Consider the following 21,560-nt stretch of genomic DNA (forward strand, 5'->3'; position numbering starts at 1 on the left):
ATGCGAACCCTGCTCGATCTGGTGTTGCCCGCCTCCTGTGCGGGCTGCGGACGTTCCGGAGCCGATTGGTGCGCCGACTGCGCCGTCACGTTGGCCGGTCCGCCGGTGCGGGTGTGGCCGCGCAACGACCCGGGCATTCCGTGCTGGGCGCTGGGGCCGTACGCAGGGCCCGCACGGCGGGCGGTGCTCGCCGCCAAGGAACGGGGGCGGCGGGATCTGGCGCTGCCACTGGGAAAGGCGTTCGCGGGCGCGCTCGCCGAACTGCGTTCGCCGGGTGTGCCGTTGGTACTGGTGCCCGCGCCGAGCCGACGCGTGGCGGCCCGGCGCCGGGGCGGCGATCCGGTGCTTCGCTCGGCGTCGGTAGCTACCCGATGGCTGCCCAACTGCCGAGTGGTGCCGGTGTTGCGAGTGGGGCAAGGGGTGCGCGATTCGGTGGGCTTGACACCCGCCGAGCGCGCTCGCAACCTGAAGGGGCGGGTGACCACGACGCCCGGCCCCGCCGCGGACTGGGGAGTACCGGCGAATGCCGAGGTAGTGCTGCTCGACGACGTGCTGACCACCGGTGCGACGGCCTTCGAGTCGGTGCGCGCGCTACAGCGCGCGGGGTTGCCGACACGTGGCGTTCTGGTTACTTGTGCTGCTTGACTCCGGGAAATTTGCGTGAACACTGGCGATCAGCCCGTCGGCGGACTAGCGTCGCGGACACACACCCGAACCGCAAGTTTGGAGGTGGCGCCTCGGACGTCTAGTGCCGAGCAATCGTCGTTCGGCACGGTTCAATCCCGCCGCACTGGAATCGGTCGGTGCGGCCAGATCCGGGAGGTACGCGTGACGACTTCTTCACGACCTTCAGTGAAAGATCCCGCTGCTTCGATGCTGGAGCCCAGCACACAGGAAGCACTCGAGCAACCCACTGCGGAACCACCACGGGGGCCGCGCAGCGACATCGTGGTGAAGGGCCGCAACGTCGAGGTGCCCGATCATTTTCGTATTTACGTCGCGGAAAAACTCTCCCGATTAGAACGCTTCGACCCGTCGATCTTCCTCTTCGACGTCGAGCTGTTCCACGAGCGCAATCGTCGTCAGCGCAAGAACTGTCAGCGCGTCGAAATCACCGCGCGCGGAAAGGGGCCCGTCGTGCGGGCCGAGGCCTGTGCGGACAGCTTCTACGCCGCATTCGAGTCGGTGACCGCGAAGATGGAGAGCAGGCTGCGCCGCACCAAGGACCGGCGCCGGGTGCACTACGGCGACAAGACGCCGCTGTCGGTCGCCCAGGCCACTGCCGATCTGGTGGACGACTCCCTGTTCGACCGGCTCGCCGAGTCCGGCGCGGCCCACGCGCACCAAGAGCGGGAACCGGATTATGCGGAGGGTCCCGGCCACATCGTGCGCACGAAGGAGCACGCGGCGACGCCCATGTCCGTCGATGACGCCCTGTACCAAATGGAGCTCGTCGGCCACGACTTCTTCCTGTTCCAGGACAAAGAGACCGATCGGCCTTCGGTGGTCTACCGTCGTCACGCCTTCGACTACGGCCTGATCCGCCTGGCCTGACGAAACGGAAACCACCCGTCCCCACTTCTCCGGGCATTCGGCTCACCGGCCGGATGCCCGGAGATTTTCGTCGGCGCGCCGTCGGCGGGCCAGCGGCGGGCCAGCGCGAGCAGCAGCCGCAGATCCGAGTCGATGTCGCCGACGGGCAGGCGCACGGGCAGGCCGGACTGCCGCGGGGTCACGGCCGCGCCGTTCGTCTTCGCGGCGATGGCCCGCACGATCTGTTCCACGTAGTCCGGTTCGCTCGTCTCGCCGGGCAGGTAGTGCCGCAGGTGCATGAGGGCATCGCGGATCTCCACCGTCATCCGGATCAGCCGCGCTTCGGATCCGAGGGGGATGTCCGGCTCGAGCACGACCTCGGGCACGGCCGCGGTGAGATCGCGCCACAACGGCCGCAGGCGACGGCAGTACCGTCCGGCGCGGTCCCAGCCCGCGCGGGCCCGCAGCCCGGCGAGCAGCGGCACGGCGAGCAGCGCGGCGCCGAGCGTCGAGGCGGCGAAAGTCGGTGCCGCCCAGCGCACCATGGCCGGGTCAGCGGCCGTGCCGGGCGCCGCCAGCCGCACGGCGGAGACGACCAGGCCCGCGGAACCGACGACCAGCGTCGCCAACAGGGTCGCGTAGACGATCCGTTCGGCGGCGGTGGATTCGTCCGAGCGCAATTCGCGCAGTGCCGCGCGCCAGGCCAGCCGACCGGCGGCGAGCAGCGGAAGCCACAGGATCGACCAGACCACTACCGTCGGCCAGTCCGATGCTTGCCCCAGCAGCCTGCCCTCCTGTCGCGCCGGAGTGCCGACGGCAAGGATGATCGCGCCGCCCACCAGTCCGGCGAGGTCGTAGACCCGCTGCCGAGCCGATGCGGAGACCGGGTCGGCGCCCGACCACAGCCGGGCCGCACCGTACAGACCGGCCACCTCCATCAGCAGTGTGACCATCGAAAGTTGGTGCAGCAGACTGCCGATCCCCGGAGCGACGCCGCGCTCGAGCAGGACCAGCGTGGCCGTACCCCACAACAAGGCTCGATTGAGCAGCCGATCGACAGCGGCGTGGTGCAGCACGATCAACCGTCCGAGGACGACCACCGCGACGAACACGATCAGCGGTATCGCGATCGGCGCGGGGATCGGCGAGTTCACCGCCGCCGGTCGCGGAAGAACGTGCGGTGCAGCAGCGAATCGCGACGCGGTGGACGCATGGCGTGCAGCATCACCATGTCGGCGAAGGTCTCCGCGTCGCGCTCGCGCAAGGTGCCGTAGTCGGTACGGCCGAGCACGTGGGCGATCGACTCGGGCGAGATCGAGGGCAGCAGGTCGGCGACCGCCGCCACCGTCGGCGTGCCCGCGGGCGGCTCACCGGGTCGGTGCTGCTCCGGGCCGTGCCCGAGCAGCATGTGCCCGAGTTCGTGCACGATGATGTGCTCGGCGTGCCATTCGGTGGTGTCCGCGCCGTAGACGATGACGTCGCTGTCCTGCTTCGCGATCCACAGGCCGCTGCCCGTGCCGCAACCGGTGCCCGCGAGTAGCGCGGTATCGATCGGCAACAGGCTGATGCTGCGACCACGGTGCGCCGCAACGGCATCGAGGTAGGTCTGCAGATTCCATGGGTGGGGTATCGGGAGGTCCCGGGTCAAGCTCCGGAACCGGGCCTGGATGGCCATGTGATCGGTCTCCTACAAAAGCTCAGTGGCCCATGTAGGAAAGCATGCTACCGACTCGGCGGCACCGATCCTTCTGTGCTCTGGATGATCCTGGCGAGCATGGCCCGATCGATGTTCGAACCGCGCAGCGCGACGCTGGCGACGTTCGCGTCGCGCATGGTGGCGAGGAGTTCGAGTTCCCGGTCGATCGCGTCCGCCGCCGGTCCACGGGTGAGCAGATAGTCGGCCGCCACGCCGAAGCTGCGAGCCACCGCCGCGAGGATCTCCACATCGACTGTGGCGCCCGCGTTCCGGTCGTCGAACTCGCCGTCGCGCAGGCGCTCCAGATAACCGGGCGGCACCGTGCGACCGAGGAATTCGCCGATCTGCTCGGCGACGGATTCGGTGCTGCGTTCCGGTGCGTTGCGCGGATGCACGACGGAGAACAGCCGATTTATCTTGTGGCTGAGGGTCAGCTCCGGGCGATTCGATCCGTGGTCGGTCATGGCTGCCTCGTCACTCGCCGTTTCGAACCGCTGTCGTGGCCAGGTTGGCCGCCAGCCAGCGTGCGCGGAACCGGGCTTCGGTCGCTGCATCGATATCCTCCGATCGACCGGCCAGCCAGCGGCGGTACCGGCGTTCCTGTAGCTCGTCGGGGTCGCTGGACTCCGCGGGGACCGCGAGCAAGTGCGCGAAGGCCATTTCCACCAACGGATGCAACTGCCTGCCCGGCCCACCGTTGCGTTCGAGCATGGCGGTCGCGTATCGCGCCGACAGCTTGGAGACCACCCGGTTGAGTTCCGCGATCGCGGCGACCACCTGCGGGTCGGTGGTGCGACCATGCTCGACGGCGTCGTTGAGACTGCCCGATGCCGCGAGAAGGCCGGTGAGGTCGGAGATTTCGAAGCGGATCGCGTCCGGCCCCGCCACCACCGAGTCGCCCGCGCCGCGCGCGGCGTTCGCGGGTTCGTCGGCGGCGGGTACGCCGCCCGCGTAGGTGCGTGCGGCACTGCCCGGCAGCCATCGCAGCGGCGCGTCGAGCTTGTTCAGCGTCTGCATGCTGATGGTCGCATCGCCGTCCTCGATCTTCCTGATGGTCGGCGCCGAAGGTCCTCCGAGGTCGCCGATCTGTAGCTGGGTGAGACCGAGCTCGTCCCGGCGTTCTTTGATGATTCGCCCGAATCTCTTCTGCCGCGACAGCTCCGAAGGGCTATGCATAGTGTGCTCATGGTAAGCGGATAGGAGGCTGAAGGCAAACCAATAGAAACTATTTGGAAAATCAGTCGAAAGTTTGTTACGGTTCTTTGCGTCGGATGACGGAGCGCATGCGACGGTTCCGGGGCGGGCAGGGGCGGGCGTCTCGGTTCGTCGCGCAACGGCGCGCGGCGGACCGGTGCAGCGGCGGTGGAGGGGATCGTCGCTGCGTCGGGGTTCACCGTCGGCGAAGGGGGTCGACGGTGAACTTACTTTGCAGTAAGTTTGGTGGTCCGAGGCTTTCGAAAGGAAATCGCATGGCTACCAGAGCTGCTCGCCGTGCTGTGATCGTGTCCGGTGCGCGCACGCCGTTCCTGCGTGCGTTCACCGGATACACCCGGATGGACTCCATCGCGCTGGCCGACGCCGCGGTCCGGGGACTGCTGGAGCGCACCGGGCTCCCCGGCGCGGAAGTGGAGGCGATCGTGTGGGGCGGGGTCATCCTGCCGAGTGCGGCGCCGAACATCGCCCGCGAAATCGCGTTGGACCTGCCGCTGGACGCGGGCTGTGAGGGCTACACCGTGACCAGGGCTTGCGCCTCCGGTCTGCAGGCGGTCACCTCGGCGGCGGCCGCGATCGAGCGGGGCGAATACGACGTCATGATCGCCGGCGGCAGCGATTCCACCTCCAACGCGGAGGTCAAGCTGCCGCAGAAGGTCGTGCACGCGGCGGCGCCGCTGGCGCTGGGCCAGCCGAAGCCGAAGGACTACTTGTCCGCGGTCGCGCGCCTGGCGTCGTTCACCGACCTGCTACCGAGCAGGCCCAAGATCGCCGAGCGCACCACCGGCGAGGTGATGGGCGAGTCGGCCGAGAAGATGGCTCGCATCCACGGCGTCAGCCGCGCGGACCAGGACGAGTTCGCCGCCCGCTCACATCACCGCGCCGCGGCCGCCATCGAGTCCGGCCGGTTCGACGACGAGGTGCTGCGGATCCGCACGCCCGAAGACACGGAGATCCGGCGCGACGGCCTGGTGCGCGGCGACACCAGCGTCGCGAAACTGGCTGCACTGAAACCGGTTTTCGCCGCCGACGGCAGCGTGACCGCGGGCAACGCCAGCCCGCTCACCGACGGTGCCGCCGCGGTGCTGCTGATGAGCGAAGAGAAAGCGCACGCCCTCGGATATCGGCCGTTGGCGGCGTTCCGGTCGTGGAGCTACGTGAGCGTCGATCCGGCCGATCAGGTGCTCATCGGCCCGGCCATCTCGATGCCACGCGCGCTGGAGAAGGCCGGAATGTCCTTGGCCGACGTCGATCTCGTGGATATCCACGAGGCCTTCGCCGCCCAGACCTTGGCGGTGCTCACGGCACTGGCCAGCGACGAATGGGCCAAGACAAGGCTGGATCGCGATGCCGCCGTCGGCGAGGTGGACGTCGACAAGCTGAACGTGCACGGCGGCTCGATCTCGCTCGGTCACCCGTTCGGCGCCACCGGGGCGCGGATGGTGACCACCATGGCCAACGAACTGGCTCGCACGGGCAAGAACGCGGCCCTGCTCGGTATCTGCGCCGCGGGCGGCATCGGCGCATCGGCGGTGCTCGAACGCGTCTGAGGCGACGTGTAAGCGGCCCTGCCGGAGCCTCTCTCAGGCCTTGCCCGTGAAGCCCCGGCGCTTGCGCCCCTCGTCCGCGAGGATGCGCAGACAGGTCTGGTGCTTGGTCTCGCCGGGGACGCCCTCCCGACGCAGGCGCAACGTCGCCTGTGCCAGATCGATGCCCAGCTCGCTCGACAGCCGAACAGCATCGACATTGGCCATTGCACAAACCTCCTGGAACGGACGAAACCACGATGAAGCGCACTGCGTAAGTGACAGTTTCGCCCTTGTCGTACCCAGTGGGGATCCGATTGAAGCATGAACGATCCATACATTTGGGTAACGATGCGCGGAAGGTCAGCCCCGATAGGTCTCGCGGTGCACCGCGTCCGTGAGGGGTCTGCCCGCGCGCCAGCCGAAGCGCTCCAGATCGGGAGTGCGCTGGAACTCGCGCACCGGCCCGACGCACAGCCAGGCGACCGTGCGGACGCCCTTAGGGAGGCCGATCAGATCGGACAGGAAACCGGGATCGTAGAACGACACCCACCCCACGCCGATGCCTTCGGCGGTGGCGGCCAGCCAAAGGTTCTGGATGGCGAGAACCGCTGAGTAGATACCGGTTTCGGGCACCGTGGCCCGGCCGAGCACCTGCGGCCCGCCGCGATCATGGTCGTAGCAGACCACGATCCCGGTACCGCTCTCCGAGATGCCCTCGATCTTGATCGGCTCGAAGGTGGCGGCGCGCTCGGGCGGCAGCGCGTCGCGGAACTCGATGCGCTTCTGTGCCACGTGATCGGCGAACTCGCGCAGCGTCGCCGGCTCGCGGACCACCACGAAATCCCAGGGCTGCGAATTCCCGACGCTCGGCGCCCGGTGCGCGGCATCCAGCAGCCGCCACAGTGTCGCATCGTCGACGAGTTCGCCGGTGAACTCCGCGCGTACGTCACGACGGAGCCGGATGGCCTCGTAGACGCTCAGAACTTCAGCATGCACCGCCCGAGTCAATCAAACCCGGCGAACTCACCGCACACGGCGTGGGCTCCTGCGTCGCCGACCGACCGCGGCGCGGCGGGAGTGGAGGTCAGCGTGCCGCGGACACGCGGCGCTGGGCCAGCCGCCGCCGTCCCTCGGCGAGCGCGGTGCGCAGACCGCGGCGGCGGCCCGTCACCGGATCGATGGAGGCGGCGGTGTGGCCCCCGAACTTGCGTTCCGAGGCGGTCTCGGGCGCATCGTCGGCGGTGGCCCGCAGGTACTTGTTCGGCAACGCCAGTTTGAGGATGGTGCGCCACGCCTTGAAGTACTGCACCGGCAGCGAGCCGGTGGTGTAGGGCAGGTCGTACTTGTCGGCCAGCTCGCGCACCCGCACGGCGATGTCGGCGTACCGGTTGCTCGGCAGATCGGGGAACAGGTGGTGTTCGATCTGGTGGCTCAGATTGCCGGTCATGAAGTGCATGACCGGGCCGCCGGAGATGTTGGCGCTGCCGAGCATCTGGCGCAGGTACCACTGGCCGTGCGTTTCGCCGTCGATGTCGGCCTTGGTGAACTTCTCCGCCCCGTCGGGGAAGTGCCCGCAGAAGATCACCGCGTTGGACCAGACGTTGCGGATCGCGTTCGCGGCCAGGTTGGCCTTCAGCGTGGAGAAGAACGCGGGACCGGTGAGGGCGGGGAAGACCACGTAGTCCTTGAGGACCTGCTTGCCCATCTTGGTGAGCGCCTCGTCGCGCTTGCGCTCGAACTCGGCCCGTTCGGGGGAGCCGGGCTTGTACCGGCCCGCCACCAGTTTGCCCAGCTCCAGGTGCTGGATGGCGACGCCGTACTCGAAGAACAGCTGCAACAGCAGGTTGTAGACCGGGTTGCCCAGGTTGAACGGCTTCCAGCGCTGGTCGCGGGTCACCCGCAGCAGGCCGTAGCCGATGTCGTCGTCCATGCCGAGCACGTTGGTGTACTTGTGATGCAGGTAGTTGTGGGTGTGCTTCCAGTGCTTGGCCGCGCCGGTGTTGTCCCACTCCCACGAGCTTGAGTGGATCTCCGGATCGTTCATCCAGTCCCACTGCCCGTGCATGACGTTGTGCCCGATCTCCATGTTCTCGATGATCTTGGCGGTGCCGAGCAGTGCGACGCCTGCCAGCCACGCGGGGCGCTTCGGGCTCGCGAAGAGCACCGCACGGCCGCTGATCTCGAGAACGCGCTGCAACCGGATGACGTTGCGGATGTACTTCGCGTCGCGTGCGCCGCGCGAGGCTTCGATTTCCCGCCGGATCGCGTCGAATTCCGCGCCGAGTGCTTCCACGTCGGCCTCGGTGAGGTGCGCGTATTCCTTGACATCCGAGATCGCCATGCGGGTTACTTTACCGTAAGTTACGAAACCGTAGGTTGCGAGGTGCGCCGCACGGATGTGGCAAATACCTTATTGCGATCCCGGCTGCCGAATGGTAGGTTAGCGCGCCCTGCGACGGAAGCGAAAACGCTTGTCCCGCTTCGCTTTTTCGCGCAGCGCCGCTTGTTCGTGACGGGCCCGTTCCTGGAATGCGAGCTTGGCCTCGCGCAGCACCTGCCGCTCGTGTTCGGCCTTCTCCTGTAGGGCCGCCTTGGCCTCGCGGAGCATCTCCTTCTCCTGCCGCGCCTTCTCCCGAAGCACGATTTTCGCCTCGTGCAGCGCCGAACGCAGGCCGCGCCGCTCGCCGGTCTCCGGATCGACGCGCAGCCAGTGCGTGGACTCCGCGCCGAGCGACGGCAGCGTGATACCGGCGAACTTGCGCTCGGAGGAGGTCTCCGGCGCGTTGTCGGCGGTGGCCTTGAGGAACCGGTCCGGCAGGGCCAGCTTGTGGATCGTGCGGAAGGCCAGCAGATACTGCTTGCCCAGCGACCCGGTGGTGTAGGGCAGGTCGTACTTGTCGCACAGCTCGCGGACCCGTACCGCGACCTCCTGATACCGGTTGCTCGGCAGGTCGGGGAACAGATGGTGCTCGATCTGGTAGCAGAGGTTGCCGCTCATGAACGCCATGGCGGGCCCCGCTTCGAAGTTCGCGCTGCCGAGCATCTGGCGCAGGTACCACTCGCCGCTGGTCTCGTTCTCCAGCTGCTCGACGGTGAACTTCTCCGCGCCGTCGGGGAAGTGCCCGCAGAAGATCACCGCGTACGCCCACAGATTGCGCACCAGGTTCGCCGTCGCGTTGGCCTTCAGCGTGTGCTTGAACGCCGGGCCCGTCAGCGCGGGATGGATGAGGTAGTCCTTGGCCACCTGACGGCAGATCTTGCGGGCGAACTCCACGTTCGGCCGGGAGGCGATCTCCCAGCGCGGCGTGTCCGACAGCTCCTTGTCGATGCTCCAGTCGTGCAGCGCGATGCCCCACTCGAAGGTGGCGGCGAGCAGCAGGTTCGCCAGCGGTTGCACCAGATGGATCGGCCGCCACTGCTCGTCCCGGGTCATCCGGAGGATGCCGAAACCGAGGTCCTCGTCCTTGCCGAGGACATTCGTGTAGGTGTGGTGGGAGTAGTTGTGCGCCCGGCGCCACTGCGCGGAGGGGCCGGTCATGTCCCACTCCCACGAACTGGAGTGGATCTCCGGGTCGTTCATCCAGTCCCATTGCCCGTGGCTGACGTTGTGCCCGAGCTCCATGTTCTCGATGATCTTGGCCACCGAGAGCATCGCGGTGCCTGCCAGCCAGGCCCAGCGGTTGCGGCTGCCGAACAGCACCGCCCGGGCGGCTACCTCGAGACCGCGTTGCGCCGCGATCGTGCGCCGGATGTACTTCGCGTCGCGCTCGCCACGCGACAGCTCCACCGAACGCCGGATGGAATCGAGTTCCTGCCCCAGTGTCTCGATATCGGCCGCCGTGAGATGCGCGAACGCCTTGATGTCGGTGATGGCCACCGGGGTCCTTTCCCTACTCGATACATCTCGAGGGTACCTGCCGGACTAGACGTCCAGGGTGCAGTCGCCCGCCGCCGCCGAGATGCAGGTCTGCACCTTGTCGCCTTCGCGGCGCTCCTCACCGTTGCGCAGGTCGCGCGCGTGTCCGGAACTCAAGGTGACCACGCAGGTCTGGCAGATGCCCATCCGGCAGCCGAACGGCATCTGAACACCGGCGGACTCACCGGCCTCGAGCAGGCTGGTCGCGCCGTCGGCCGCGACGCTGCGACCGGTCTTGCCGAAGGTGACCGTGCCGCCCGCACCGACCGCGGAGCGTTCGATCTCGAAGCGCTCCACGTGCAGCCGGTCCGAGAGCCCCGCGTCGCGCCAGTGGTTCTCGATCTCGTCGAGCATTCCGGCCGGGCCGCACGCCCAGGTCTGGCGTTCGCGCCAGTCCGGGATCTCGGTGTCGAGATCGGCGAGGGCGAACTTGCCCCGCTCGGCGGTGAGATGCAGGCGGGTGTCGAAGCCGGGATTGCGGTCGCGCAGCGCGCCCAGCTCCGCGCCGAACATCACGTCGTCGGAAGTGCGCGCGGAGTGCAGGGCCACCACGTCGGTGAACACTTCGCGGCGGTCCATCGCGCGCAGCATGGCGATCACCGGCGTGATGCCGCTGCCCGCGGTGAGGAACAGCACCTTCTCCGGCGGCGGGTACGGCAGTACGAAACCGCCCTGCGGGGCGGCGAGCCGGACGACGGTGCCGACCGGCACGCCGCTGACCAGGTGGCTGGACAGGAAGCCTTCCGGCATCGCCTTCACGGCGATGGAGATCAGCCGCTTGCCGCCGTGGCCGGGGTCGGACCAATTCGGCGGACAGGTCAGCGAATACGAGCGCCAATGCCAGCGGCCGTCCACCAGGATGCCGATGCCGATGTACTGGCCGGGCTGGTATTTGAAGTCGAAGCCCCATCCCGGCTGGATCACCAGCGTCGCGGAATCGGCGGTCTCCTTGCGTACCTCGACGATGCGTCCCCGCAGCTCGCGAGCCGACCACAGCGGGTTGGCCAGGTGCAGGTAGTCGTCGGGCAGCAGCGGTGTGGTCACGCGCGCAACGGCTCCGCGCAGCACATTCAGCTTGCCGCCGCGCTCGGCGACGCTCGCGGCGGGCGCCTCCAGCCACGCACGGACGCTTCGCACAGAGCTCCCAATTTTCGAACCCATCGCTGCCGTTGATCTCCCTGTCGTCGGATGCGCGGGCCGCCGTCTCGCCGATCGGAGGCCTCGCCAGCAAGGTTACGGCATCGTAGGTTACGGCGGCAGGTCGGTGGCGCGCCCGCCGCGGCGATTCAGAGGAGCTCGAGCAGAAACGGCAGCTCTTGGGCCGCGTACCAGGCCAATTGGTGGTCCTCGGCGTCGCCGAGGACGAACTCGGCGTCGGTGTCGCCGAGATCGGCCGCGTCCACCACGTCGACGGCCTTGGCCACCTGCGATTCGGCGTCGGCCAGGTCGACGTGCACCGAGGCGATCTGCTGGTAGCCGATCGGGCCCGCCAGCCGGACCACCGCGTCGTCGAGGTCGGGCCGCAGCTTCGCGCCGGTCACGTCGGCGGCGATCACCGCACGGCGGTAAACCGGGTTACCGCCCGCCCCCGGCGCGGCCTCGTCGTCGGAGTCCTCCGATCCGATCGCCTCGCGTTCGGCGGCCAGCAGTCGCAGCGAGGCGCGCGCGGCCTCGTTCATGGCGACTTCGCCGAGTTCCTCGTCGTCGCCGGAGGCGTAGGCCTCGCGCAGCGCGGGCGTCACCGCGAACGCGGTCCCGCCGACGGGGGCCAGTTCACGGTTGCCGACCAGATCGCGCAGCATCGGCACCGTAGCCGGGATGTAGACCCGCAGCTTCTTCTCATCAGACGCAGGCACCGAGCATCTCCTCCATGGAATCGCGCACCGCCGTGGCGAGCACGCCGATGTCGGCCATCGCGTCGCGGTCGGCGTTGAGACCGTAGAAGACACGCCCGTCGTAGGACGTGATCCCGATACTCGACGCCTGATTGCGCAGCAGTGGCGACACCGGGTACATCTCCAGCATCCGCGCGCCGCCGATGTACATCGGCGCCTGCGGACCCGGCGCGTTGGTGATCACCAGATTGAACGTGTGTTCTGCGAACGTACTCGCCGCTCGCACACTCATCGCATGCAGGCTGGCCGGAGCGAAACCGGCCAGGTGCACGAGCGTACGCGCGCGGACGCCGCGCCGCTGACGACCGTTGAGTTCGGAGGCGTGCGCGATGTGCGACAACCGCATCACCGGGTTCGGTTCGCCCACCGGCAGATCGATCAGGAACGACGACACCTCGCTCGCCGAGTGCGTCTGGTCGCCCTCGTTTCCCTCGACGTACACCGACATCGGCACCACAGCTCGCAGCGTGGTGGACTCGGTGAGGGCTTCCCCGCGCGACAGCAGCCAGTTGCGCAGAGCGCCGGTGACCACGGCGAGGATGGCGTCGTTGGTCGAGCAGCCGAACCGCTTGCGGATCGTCCGGTAATCCGCCAGGTCGGTGCGCACCACGTCGAAGCGCCGGTTCCGCGAAGTACGTGTGTTCAGGGGGCTGGCGGGCGCGCCGGTCGCCGCGGTGCGCACGGCGGCGACCACCGACTCGACCGCCTTGCCCGCCGTCCCGACCACCGCGAACGCGCCCGCGCTCGCGTCCCGGGCGACCTCGAGGGCTCTGCGCGGCTGTGCGGCGAGGTGGGCGAGCGCGCCGACCAGCAGTTCCATCTCACCGGGTTCGCGCGGCGCGATCCAGTCGTCGCAGGCCAATTCGCGGGGGGCGGGCCCCGCGTCGAGGATCACATGGCCGATCTCGAGCGCGGTGTCCCCGTCCACCAGGGCGGAATGCGTCTTGGTGAAGATGGCGCAGCGGCCGTCGGACAGCCGTTCGATCAGGTACATCTCCCACAGCGGCCGGGCCGGGTCCAAGGGGTGGGAGACGAGGCGGGCGACCAGGTCGTGCAGCTGTTCGTCGGTGCCGGGACCGGGAAGCGCCGAACGCCTGATGTGGTAGGTGATGTCGAAACGGCTGTCCTCGACCCAGACCGGCCGCCCGAGCGACAGCGGGATCTCCCGCACTTTGCGCCGGTATCTCGGTACCAGCGAGAGCCTGCTCTCGACCAGATCGACCAGCCGGTCGTAGTCCAGGATCGGCCTGCCCGAGCTGTCGCCGGGATCGGTGTTCCGCACGATCGCGAGAGAGCCGATATGGATCGGGTTGCTACTCGACTCGAGCCGGTAGAAGGCCGTGTCTTGCGGCGTCAGTCTCGTGATCACGCTGCCCGGTACTCCTTTCCCGATGCCCGCCCCCGCTTCATTGTGCTGCCGCATCAACCGTTGGCCCGGCCGTTGTGGCATTTCTGATGAATTCCGTACACGTTTTTCCGCGCCGGGGGCCCATGACACGCTGGTCGACTCGAGTTCTGCGAACCGATTCGATCACAGGGCGGAGCGGGATGCATGGCCGAACCGTCCGGGTCGCCCGGCGGACACCTTCTCCAGCCGGGCGCGATCACTTCGCGGCAGGTCCACGCAGCGCCGCAGGCGCTGCACATCCAACAGACCATTACCATGGGGCATGCAGCGGATTCCGCGCAACCGCGTGGGCCGCACCGGCCCGGGGGCCGACGACACGATTTGACACACCGACCAGAGGACTGACGAGACCCGTGCCTGCGCTGACACTGACGAGGTTGCTACGGATTGGTGAGGGTCGCATTGTCAAGCGGCTCTCGCATTTCGCCGACCAGGTCCTCGCCCTCGAACCGGAGTACGAGGACCTCAGCGACCTGGAGCTACGGGCCAAAACCGACGAGTTCCGCGAGCGGTACGCCGAGATGGTCGAGGACGGCGAGCCCGATCCGCTCGGCCAGCTGATGGCCGAGGCGTTCGCCGTCGCGCGGGAGGCGTCCTGGCGGGTGCTCAGCCAGAAGCACTACAAGGTGCAGATCATGGGCGGCGCCGCGCTGCACACCGGCAACATCGCCGAGATGAAGACCGGTGAGGGCAAGACCCTCACCTGTGTGCTGCCCGCCTACCTGAACGCGATCAGCGGCGACGGCGTGCACGTCGTCACGGTGAACGACTACCTGGCCAAGCGCGACGCGGAGTGGATGGGCCGCGTGCACCGCTTCCTCGGCCTCGAGGTCGGCGTGATCCTGTCCGGCATGAGCCCCGCGCAGCGGCGGGTGGCCTACAACGCCGACATCACCTACGGCACGAACAACGAGTTCGGCTTCGACTACCTGCGCGACAACATGACGCACTCGCTCGACGACCTGGTGCAGCGCGGGCACAACTTCGCCATCGTCGACGAGGTCGACTCCATCCTCATCGACGAGGCGCGCACCCCGCTGATCATCTCGGGGCCCGCCGACGCCTCGTCGAAGTGGTACGCGGAGTTCGCGCGGATCGCGCCGCTGCTGAAGAAGGACCTGCACTACGAGGTCGACATCAAGAAGCGCACGATCGGCGTGCACGAGGCGGGCGTCGAGTTCGTCGAGGACCAGCTCGGCATCGACAACCTCTACGAGGCCGCCAACTCGCCGCTGGTGAGCTACCTGAACAACGCCGTCAAGGCCAAGGAGCTCTACACCCGCGACAAGGACTACATCGTCCGCGACGGCGAGGTGATCATCGTCGACGAGTTCACCGGCCGCATCCTGGTCGGCCGCCGCTACAACGAGGGCATGCACCAGGCGATCGAGGCCAAGGAAGGGGTGGAGATCCAGCCGGAGAACCAGACCCTGGCCACCATCACCCTGCAGAACTACTTCCGCCTCTACGACAAGTTGTCCGGCATGACCGGTACCGCCGAGACCGAGGCCGCCGAGCTGCACCAGATCTACAGCCTCGGTGTGGTGCCCATCCCGACGAACAAGCCGATGATCCGCGCCGACCAGTCCGACCTGATCTACAAGACGGAGGAGGCCAAGTTCTCCGCCGTGGTCGACGACGTCACCGAGCGGCACGAGAACGGCCAGCCGGTGCTGATCGGCACCACCAGCGTCGAGCGCTCGGAGTACCTGTCCAAGCAGTTCACCAAGCGCGGCATTCCGCACAACGTGCTGAACGCGAAGTTCCACGAGAAGGAAGCGGAGATCATCGCCGAGGCGGGCAGGCCGGGCGCGGTGACCGTCGCGACGAACATGGCGGGCCGCGGTACCGACATCGTGCTCGGCGGCAACCCGGACATCATCGCCGACATCCTGCTGCGCAAGCAGGGGCTGGACCCGGTCGAGACGCCGGAGGAGTATGAGCGCGCCTGGCTGCCCACCCTGGACCAGGTCAAGGCCCAGACCGCCGAGGACGCCGAGTTGGTGCGCGAGGCGGGCGGCCTCTATGTGCTGGGCACCGAGCGGCACGAGTCGCGCCGCATCGACAACCAGCTGCGCGGCCGCTCCGGCCGACAGGGCGACCCGGGTGAATCCCGCTTCTACCTGTCGCTGGGCGACGAGCTGATGCGCCGGTTCAACGGCGCCGCGCTGGAAGCGATCATGACGCGGCTGAACCTGCCCGACGACGTGCCGATCGAGGCGAAGATGGTCTCCAAGGCCATCAAGAGCGCGCAGACGCAGGTCGAGCAGCAGAACTTCGAGATCCGCAAGAACGTCCTCAAGTACGACGAGGTGATGAACCAGCAGCGCACCGTCATCTACGGCGAGCGCGATCGGATCCTGCGCGGCGAGGACATGGAGGGCCAGGTCCAGAGCATGATCACCGATGTGATCACTGCCTACGTGGACGGCGCCACCGCCGAGGGCTACGTCGAGGACTGGGATCTGGAGAAGCTGTGGACGGCGCTGAAGACGCTGTACCCGGTGAGCCTGGACTACCGGGACCTGACCGGCGAGACCGAGGTCGGCGAGGCGGGCGAGCTCACGCGCGAGGAGTTGCTCGAGGCGCTGCTGGACGACGCGCACGATGCCTACGAGCGCCGCGAGGCCGAGATCGACGGCCTGGCGGGCGAGGGCAGCATGCGCAATCTGGAACGACAGGTGCTGCTGTCGGTGCTCGACCGCAAGTGGCGTGAGCATCTCTACGAGATGGACTACCTCAAGGAGGGCATCGGCCTGCGGGCCATGGCGCAGCGCGACCCGTTGGTGGAGTACCAGCGCGAGGGCTTCGACATGTTCACCGCGATGCTCGACGGCCTCAAGGAGGAGTCGGTCGGCTTCCTGTTCAACCTGCAGGTCGAGGTTCAGCAGCCGCAGCCGGAAGGCGTCGCCGTCGGCCAGGGTCTTCGTTCGCCCGTCGGAGCGACGACCGCCCCGCGTCCGCTGCCCACCGAGGAGGCTCCGGTCGCCAACGGGCACGCCGCGCCGGCGGCCCTGCGCGCCAGGGGTATCGATGACACCGCCCCGCGCGGTTTCAGCTACTCCGGCCCGGACGAGGGCGGCCGCGCCGCGGTGCACAGCGACACCGAGGAGTACGGCGTGGACGGGGGTCCGCAGCCCACCCGTCGCGAGCGCCGCGAGGCCGCCCGCGCCGAGGCGAAGGGCCGTCGCGGCCCGAAGTCGCGCCGCCGTCACTGATCCGCTGAATTACGAAGGCGCCCAGGGTTTTCCTGGGCGCCTTCGTCGTGTTTCCATGTGGGCTTTTGGATTCCGCTGACCGCCGCGCATGTGTTGCAGGCCGGGCAGAGCGCATTCATCGGCAGGCTGTTCGACTGAGCACCTGTACGGGCGCGTACCGGTCTACCAGGGATCGTTGAAGTTCAGGGCGACCAGCAGGCGGCGGATGGCGGCCACCCGGTGTTCCTTGCCCGGCAACTGGTCCAGGGCGCATTCGGGATCGGCGGGCGGACCGAGATGGGTGCAGCCCCGCGGACAGTCCTCGATGGCGTCGGCGAGGTCGGTGAAGGCGGCGATGACGTCGTCCGGCGTGATGTGCGCCAGGCCGAACGACCGCACGCCCGGCGTGTCGATGACCCAGCCGCCGCCGGGTAGCGGGAGCGCGACCGACTGTGTGGAGGTGTGCTTGCCCTTGCCCACCCCGGATACCTCGCCCACGGCCCGCTCCGCCTCCGGCACAAGGCGATTCACCAGAGTGGACTTGCCCACGCCGGAGTGGCCGATCAGCGCGGTGAGGTGATCGGTGAGCAGATCGAGCACCGGATCGAGCGGATCGTCGATGCCGCCGTAGACGATGGTGAGGTCGAGATCGTCGAAAGCGGCGGCGAATTCGGAATCGGCCGCCAGATCGTGTTTGGTCAAGCACAGAACCGGTTGCAGCCCACCGGCGTACGCGGCGACCATGGCGCGCTCCACGAAGCCGGTGCGCGGGGGCGGGTCGGCGAGCGCGACCACGATGAACAGCCGCTCCGCGTTGCCGACCACGATGCGCTCGAACGGATCGGTGTCGTCGGCGGTACGGCGCAGTACCGTCCGGCGGTCGGCGACCCGGACGATGCGCGCGAGGGTATCCGGTCGCCCGGACAGGTCGCCGACCACGTCCACTTGGTCGCCGACCACGATCGGAGTGCGGCCCAGTTCCCTGGCGCGCATCGCGACGATGCGGCGATCCGGATCGCCGCCGAGGACGCATCCCCACCGGCCCCGGTCGACCGCCACCACCATGGCCTGCTCGGCGTCGCTGTGCTGCGGACGGGTCTTGGTGCGCGGACGGGAACTGCGCCCCGGACGAACCCGGACATCGGATTCGTCGTAGCTGGCCGCGGATCGTCCTCCCCGACTCAGTGCGCCGCTCCTTCGTCGGATAGCGCGGGGTCGAGCATCTGCTCCCACAACGCGACGAAGTTCGGCAGGGTCTTGGCCGTGGTCCCGATGTCCTCGATCTCGATCCCGGGGACCCGCAGGCCGAGAATGGCTCCGGCCGTGGCCATCCGGTGGTCGGCGTAGGAATGCCACTTGCCGCCGTGCAGTTCGGTGGGCACGATCTCCAGTCCGTCCTCGGTCTCGGTCACCTTGCCGCCCAGGCGGTTGATCTCGGTGGACAGCGCGGCCAGCCGGTCGGTCTCGTGACCGCGCAGATGGGAGATGCCGCGCAGCACGGACGGGGAGTCGGCCAGCGCGGCCAGCGCGGCGACGGTGGGCGTCAGCTCACCCACGTCGTGCAGGTCGATGTCGATGCCTGCGAGCCGGTCGGGGCCGTGCACGGTGAGCACGCCGTCGAAGATCCGCGCTTCCGCGCCCATCCGCACGAGGATCTCGCGGATGACGTCGCCCGGCTGGGTGGTCAGCCGCGGCCAGTGCGGGATGCTGACCGTGCCGCCCGTGATCGCGGCCGCGGCCAGGAACGGGGTGGCGTTGGACAGGTCCGGCTCGATCTCCCAGTCCACGGCCCGGATCGGCCCGTGCTCCACGGTCCAGGTCTGCGCCTTGAAGCTGTCCGCGGGCGCCTGCACCCGCACGTCGGCGCGCCGCAGCATCTCCACGGTCATCTCGATGTGCGGCATCGACGGCAGCGCCTTGCCGTCGTGGTGCACCACCAGGCCCTCGTCGAAGCGCGCGGCCGACAGCAGCAGGCCCGAGACGAACTGCGACGACCCGGACGCGTCGATCGTCACGGTGCCGCCGCGCAGCGCGCCCTTGCCGTGCACGGTGAACGGCAGTGTGTCGCCATCGATATCGGCGCCGAGCGAGCGCAGCGCGTCCAGGATGGTGCGCAGCGGTCGGATCCTGGCCTGTTCGTCACCGTCGAACGCGACATCGCCGGACGCCAGGGCGGCGACCGGCGGCAGGAAACGCATCACCGTGCCCGCGAGCCCGCAGTCGACCGTGCCGCCGCCCAACGGCGCCGGGGTGACGGTCAACGTGTCGCCCGCGCCCTCGATGTCCGCACCGAGCGCGCGCAGCGCGGCGATCATCAGGTTCGTGTCCCGGCTGCGCAGCGCACCGGTGATGGTGGACGGACCGTCGGCCAGTGCGGCCAGGATGAGCGCCCGGTTCGTGATCGATTTCGATCCGGGCAGGGTCACGGTCGCGTGTACGGGGACCTCGACATGGGGCGCTGACCAGAAGTTCACTCGTCCATCATCACACGGTGCCGATTTGCCGCGCCTTCGCGCGGCGTGTTCGCGGCCCCGGGCCTTCACATAGCGGATCGCCGCCGGTACCACCTACGGGCACGGGGCCGGGTACTCGCGAGGTCGAGTGCCCGGCCCCGGCCGTGGGACTCCTACTTGTGCCGTCCGTGCAGGAACGGAACGAGCTTGCGCAGCAGCTTCATCGTGGAGTCGGTGCGGCTGTAGCTCAGCAGCGCCATGCCCGGAACAGTGAAGCGCTGCACCGCGATCGAGTGCGGACGGGTGAACTCGCGCAGACCCGGTTCGCCGTGGATGCGGCCGATGCCGGAATCGCCGACACCGCCGAAGGGCAGGCCGGGGATGGCGGCGAAGGCGAGCACCGAGTTCACCGAGGTGGCGCCGACGCGCAGCCTGCGCGCGATGTCCAGACCGTTCTTCTTCGAGTAGACCGCCGAGGACAGGCCGTACTTGGAGTTGTTGGCCAGTTCCACCGCCTCGTCGACGCTGTCGACGGAGCGGATGGTGATGGTCGGGCCGAAGGTCTCCTCGGCCACCGCCTCGGAGTTCTCGTCCACGTCGACCAGTACGACCGGTTCGATGAACGGCGCCTTGACCGACTCGGGGCCGCCGAGCACCGCGGTGCCGCCGTTCTTCAACGCGTCGTCGATGTGGCGGCGCACGATGTCGATCTGGCTCGGCATGGTCATCGGGCCGTAGGCGGCCTTGTCACCGGAGCCGGGCTTGATGTCGGTGAGGATGCGCTTGACCTCCGCGACGAACTCCTCGCGCACCGAGCGGTCGACGTAGACCCGCTCGACGCCCGCGCAGGTCTGGCCGCTGTTGGCGGTGGCGCCCCAGGCGACCGCGTCGGCCGCGGCCTTGATGTCCGCGTCGGCGGCGACGATCACCGCGTCCTTGCCGCCGCACTCCAGCAGCACGGGGGTGAGCCGTTCGGCGGCGGCGGCCATGATCCGCTTACCCGTGGCGGTGGAGCCGGTGAACGCGATCTTGTCGACGTCCGAGCGGACCAGCGCCGCGCCCGTGGCGCCGTAGCCGTTGATCGTGGTGAAAACGCCCTCGGGCAGTTCACGATTGGCTTCGGCGAACGCGTCGGCGAGGAAGTTACCGATGCCGGTGGAGTATTCGCTCGGCTTGAACACGACGGTGTTGCCCGCGGCCAGCGCGTAGGCGATGGAACCGTTCGGCGTGTAGACCGGGTAGTTCCACGGGCCGATCACGCCGACGACGCCGAGCGGGCGCTGCTCGAGCCGGGCGCTGAAGTTCGACATCAGCGCGCCGGGGGAGACCCGCTTGGGGCCGAGCACCTTCTTCGCGTTCTTGGCCGCCCAGGAGATGTGCTCGAGCGCGAGCATCAATTCCAGGAAGGCGTCGTCGAGCGGCTTGCCGTTCTCGGCGTGGATCAGTGCGCAGAATTCGTCCGATTTCTGCACAAGCTTGCTCGACCAGCGCAGCAGATGCGTGCGCCGCTGATCGAAACTCAGCGCGCCCCAGGTGGCGGCCGCTGCGCGAGCCTTGGCGACCGCGGCGGCCACCGCGTCGTCGTCGGCGATGACGTGCGTGCCGATCACCTCGCCTGTCGCCGGATTGACCGACGTCAGTGCCGTGTCGTGATCGGCCGGTTTGGTGTCGGTGGATGTCACAGTGGTTCTCCTCTTGCCGTCTGCGGTCGACGGTCGATGCGCATGTCCGAGCGGACGGGCAGCCCGTCCTCCGATGAGAGAATGCTATGTCACAACTCTCAACAGGTCACCAGCTATGCACCAATTGTCCCCGACGCTGTCGGTGGCAAGTGGGACTATCGGGATATGTGCGGACGATATGCGACCACGACCAATCCCGGCAGGCTCGCGGTGGAGTTGGATGCGCTCGACGAGACCGGCGCGGCCGACGAGAGCTCGTTCACCAATTACAACGTCGCTCCGACGACCCAAGTGCTCACCGTGGTCGAGCGGCACGACCGAGACCACGAAGACGACGACCCGAAACTGCGTATCCGGCGCATGCGCTGGGGCCTGATCCCGGTATGGACCAAAGCGGCCGAGCCCGGTGTACCGGTCAAAGGCAAACCGCTGTTCAACGCCCGCGCCGACAAGGCCGCCACCACGCCGTCCTTCCGTGACGCGGTGAAGTACCGGCGCTGCCTGGTGCCGATGGACGGCTGGTACGAGTGGGTCGTCGAGCCGAACGGCGAGAAAGGCAAAGTCGCCAAGCATCCCTACTACATGGCCAACGCGGACGGTTCCCGTCTCTACATGGCCGGCCTGTGGTCGGTCTGGCGCGACCGGTCGCAACCGGAGAGCCGACCGCTGCTGTCGTGCACCATCCTCACCACCGACGCGGTCGGCGACCTCACCCGCATCCACGACCGGATGCCGCTGCCCATGCCACAGGAACACTGGGACGCGTGGCTGGACCCGGATCACCCGGCCCCGGCGAGCCTGCTGGAGACGCCGTCCGAGGAGACGGTCGCCGCCATCGTGCCCCGCCCGGTCCCCTCTCTGGTCAACAGCGTGCGCAACAACGGCCCCGAACTGCTCGCCCGCGTGGAGGATCAGAAGGAAGCCGAGCAGATCAGCCTGCTGTGAGCGGCAGCTAGCGAAGCGAGACCGAGCATGTTCCGTTCGCGGCCCGGCTCGTGTCACGCGGACACGAGCCGGGCCGCGAACACCCAGCGCCGCA

19 protein-coding genes are annotated in these 21,560 nt (G+C 68.4%); 5 read left to right on the forward strand and 14 right to left on the reverse strand.

Annotation, left to right across the window (positions count from 1 at the left end; genetic code table 11):
* A complete protein-coding gene (locus ACWEO7_RS08845) occupies positions 1-645 on the forward strand; it encodes a ComF family protein (RefSeq protein ID WP_452422027.1) in 645 nt (214 codons plus the stop codon).
* A 228-nt stretch (positions 646-873) separates the two neighbouring features.
* Positions 874-1,554: a ribosome hibernation-promoting factor, HPF/YfiA family gene (hpf, locus tag ACWEO7_RS08850; protein ID WP_452422029.1), complete on the forward strand. Its 681-nt coding sequence runs from the start codon at positions 874-876 to the stop codon at positions 1,552-1,554.
* Here the strand turns inward: hpf and ACWEO7_RS08855 are convergent.
* Genes ACWEO7_RS08855 through ACWEO7_RS08870 form a run of 4 tightly spaced genes read right to left on the reverse strand, consistent with a single transcriptional unit; the run spans position 1,530 to position 4,405 of the window.
* Positions 1,530-2,687, reverse strand: a complete 1,158-nt coding sequence (locus tag ACWEO7_RS08855) for an MAB_1171c family putative transporter (RefSeq protein WP_452422031.1) — start codon at positions 2,685-2,687, stop codon at positions 1,530-1,532. The two genes, hpf and ACWEO7_RS08855, sit on opposite strands and share 25 nt — an antisense overlap.
* Complete coding sequence (locus tag ACWEO7_RS08860; protein ID WP_355077130.1) at positions 2,684-3,208, reverse strand: hypothetical protein; 525 nt, start codon at positions 3,206-3,208, stop codon at positions 2,684-2,686. Before ACWEO7_RS08860 ends, ACWEO7_RS08855 begins: the two co-directional genes overlap by 4 nt.
* 47 nt (positions 3,209-3,255) lie before the next feature.
* Positions 3,256-3,693 carry a hypothetical protein gene (locus tag ACWEO7_RS08865; protein ID WP_452422033.1) on the reverse strand — a complete coding sequence of 146 codons (438 nt, stop codon included), beginning with the start codon at positions 3,691-3,693 and terminating at the stop codon, positions 3,256-3,258.
* Positions 3,694-3,703: 10 nt separating this feature from the next.
* Positions 3,704-4,405 (reverse strand): helix-turn-helix domain-containing protein, encoded by a 702-nt coding sequence (locus ACWEO7_RS08870; protein WP_452422034.1) that lies wholly within the window; start codon positions 4,403-4,405, stop codon positions 3,704-3,706.
* Positions 4,406-4,698: 293 nt separating this feature from the next.
* On the opposite strand from ACWEO7_RS08870, the gene ACWEO7_RS08875 reads away from it, so the two are divergent.
* Positions 4,699-5,991, forward strand: a complete 1,293-nt coding sequence (locus ACWEO7_RS08875; RefSeq protein WP_452422036.1) for an acetyl-CoA C-acyltransferase — start codon at positions 4,699-4,701, stop codon at positions 5,989-5,991.
* Between the two features lie 33 nt (positions 5,992-6,024).
* Here ACWEO7_RS08875 and ACWEO7_RS08880 read toward each other — a convergent pair whose 3' ends face one another.
* The 7 genes from ACWEO7_RS08880 to ACWEO7_RS08910 all read right to left on the reverse strand — a co-directional run bounded on the left by ACWEO7_RS08880 (position 6,025) and on the right by ACWEO7_RS08910 (position 13,150).
* Complete coding sequence (locus ACWEO7_RS08880; protein WP_356967360.1) at positions 6,025-6,195, reverse strand: hypothetical protein; 171 nt, start codon at positions 6,193-6,195, stop codon at positions 6,025-6,027.
* 135 nt (positions 6,196-6,330) lie between these two features.
* Entirely contained in the window at positions 6,331-6,951 is a 621-nt protein-coding gene (gene bluB / locus ACWEO7_RS08885; protein ID WP_452422056.1) for a 5,6-dimethylbenzimidazole synthase, read from the reverse strand.
* 103 nt (positions 6,952-7,054) lie between these two features.
* The gene (locus tag ACWEO7_RS08890; protein ID WP_450020782.1) at positions 7,055-8,311 is read right to left on the reverse strand and encodes a fatty acid desaturase family protein; all 1,257 of its coding nucleotides are present in this window, start codon (positions 8,309-8,311) and stop codon (positions 7,055-7,057) included.
* 99 nt (positions 8,312-8,410) lie between these two features.
* Positions 8,411-9,847 carry a fatty acid desaturase family protein gene (locus tag ACWEO7_RS08895; protein ID WP_452422038.1) on the reverse strand — a complete coding sequence of 479 codons (1,437 nt, stop codon included), beginning with the start codon at positions 9,845-9,847 and terminating at the stop codon, positions 8,411-8,413.
* 45 nt (positions 9,848-9,892) lie between these two features.
* On the reverse strand, positions 9,893-11,047 hold the full coding sequence (locus tag ACWEO7_RS08900) for a ferredoxin reductase (RefSeq protein WP_452422040.1): 1,155 nt from the start codon (positions 11,045-11,047) through the stop codon (positions 9,893-9,895).
* A 125-nt stretch (positions 11,048-11,172) separates the two neighbouring features.
* The gene (locus ACWEO7_RS08905; RefSeq protein WP_452422058.1) at positions 11,173-11,718 is read right to left on the reverse strand and encodes a DUF6912 family protein; all 546 of its coding nucleotides are present in this window, start codon (positions 11,716-11,718) and stop codon (positions 11,173-11,175) included.
* Between the two features lie 10 nt (positions 11,719-11,728).
* The gene (locus ACWEO7_RS08910; RefSeq protein ID WP_450020776.1) at positions 11,729-13,150 is read right to left on the reverse strand and encodes a WS/DGAT/MGAT family O-acyltransferase; all 1,422 of its coding nucleotides are present in this window, start codon (positions 13,148-13,150) and stop codon (positions 11,729-11,731) included.
* A gap of 392 nt (positions 13,151-13,542) precedes the next feature.
* Here ACWEO7_RS08910 and secA point away from each other — a divergent pair, with 392 nt between their 5' ends.
* Entirely contained in the window at positions 13,543-16,407 is a 2,865-nt protein-coding gene (gene secA, locus ACWEO7_RS08915) for a preprotein translocase subunit SecA (RefSeq protein WP_452422042.1), read from the forward strand.
* Between the two features lie 162 nt (positions 16,408-16,569).
* On the opposite strand, the gene rsgA is transcribed toward secA, so the two are convergent.
* From rsgA to ACWEO7_RS08930, 3 genes are all read right to left on the reverse strand, one after another.
* Positions 16,570-17,451 (reverse strand): ribosome small subunit-dependent GTPase A, encoded by an 882-nt coding sequence (gene rsgA, locus ACWEO7_RS08920; RefSeq protein WP_452422044.1) that lies wholly within the window; start codon positions 17,449-17,451, stop codon positions 16,570-16,572.
* 116 nt (positions 17,452-17,567) lie between these two features.
* The gene (gene aroA / locus ACWEO7_RS08925; protein WP_452422046.1) at positions 17,568-18,860 is read right to left on the reverse strand and encodes a 3-phosphoshikimate 1-carboxyvinyltransferase; all 1,293 of its coding nucleotides are present in this window, start codon (positions 18,858-18,860) and stop codon (positions 17,568-17,570) included.
* Between the two features lie 152 nt (positions 18,861-19,012).
* Positions 19,013-20,521 carry an aldehyde dehydrogenase family protein gene (locus tag ACWEO7_RS08930; protein ID WP_452422048.1) on the reverse strand — a complete coding sequence of 503 codons (1,509 nt, stop codon included), beginning with the start codon at positions 20,519-20,521 and terminating at the stop codon, positions 19,013-19,015.
* 165 nt (positions 20,522-20,686) lie between these two features.
* Between ACWEO7_RS08930 and ACWEO7_RS08935 the strand changes: the two genes are divergently transcribed.
* Complete coding sequence (locus ACWEO7_RS08935; protein ID WP_452422050.1) at positions 20,687-21,466, forward strand: SOS response-associated peptidase; 780 nt, start codon at positions 20,687-20,689, stop codon at positions 21,464-21,466.
* Positions 21,467-21,560 lie beyond the last annotated feature (94 nt).

The sequence above is a fragment of the Nocardia sp. NPDC004260 genome, assembly GCF_053603155.1.

Excerpts from the sequence above, each read along its gene's own strand:
- hpf (WP_452422029.1), top strand. The coding sequence starts at position 874 with ATGCTGGAGCCCAGCACACAGGAAGCACTCGAGCAACCCACTGCGGAA.
- ACWEO7_RS08900 (WP_452422040.1), bottom strand. The coding sequence starts at position 11,047 with ATGGGTTCGAAAATTGGGAGCTCTGTGCGAAGCGTCCGTGCGTGGCTG.
- ACWEO7_RS08875 (WP_452422036.1), top strand. The coding sequence starts at position 4,699 with ATGGCTACCAGAGCTGCTCGCCGTGCTGTGATCGTGTCCGGTGCGCGC.
- ACWEO7_RS08870 (WP_452422034.1), bottom strand. The coding sequence starts at position 4,405 with ATGCATAGCCCTTCGGAGCTGTCGCGGCAGAAGAGATTCGGGCGAATC.
- ACWEO7_RS08865 (WP_452422033.1), bottom strand. The coding sequence starts at position 3,693 with ATGACCGACCACGGATCGAATCGCCCGGAGCTGACCCTCAGCCACAAG.
- rsgA (WP_452422044.1), bottom strand. The coding sequence starts at position 17,451 with ATGGTGGTGGCGGTCGACCGGGGCCGGTGGGGATGCGTCCTCGGCGGC.
- ACWEO7_RS08935 (WP_452422050.1), top strand. The coding sequence starts at position 20,687 with ATGTGCGGACGATATGCGACCACGACCAATCCCGGCAGGCTCGCGGTG.
- ACWEO7_RS08890 (WP_450020782.1), bottom strand. The coding sequence starts at position 8,311 with ATGGCGATCTCGGATGTCAAGGAATACGCGCACCTCACCGAGGCCGAC.
- ACWEO7_RS08860 (WP_355077130.1), bottom strand. The coding sequence starts at position 3,208 with ATGGCCATCCAGGCCCGGTTCCGGAGCTTGACCCGGGACCTCCCGATA.
- ACWEO7_RS08845 (WP_452422027.1), top strand. The coding sequence starts at position 1 with ATGCGAACCCTGCTCGATCTGGTGTTGCCCGCCTCCTGTGCGGGCTGC.
- ACWEO7_RS08880 (WP_356967360.1), bottom strand. The coding sequence starts at position 6,195 with ATGGCCAATGTCGATGCTGTTCGGCTGTCGAGCGAGCTGGGCATCGAT.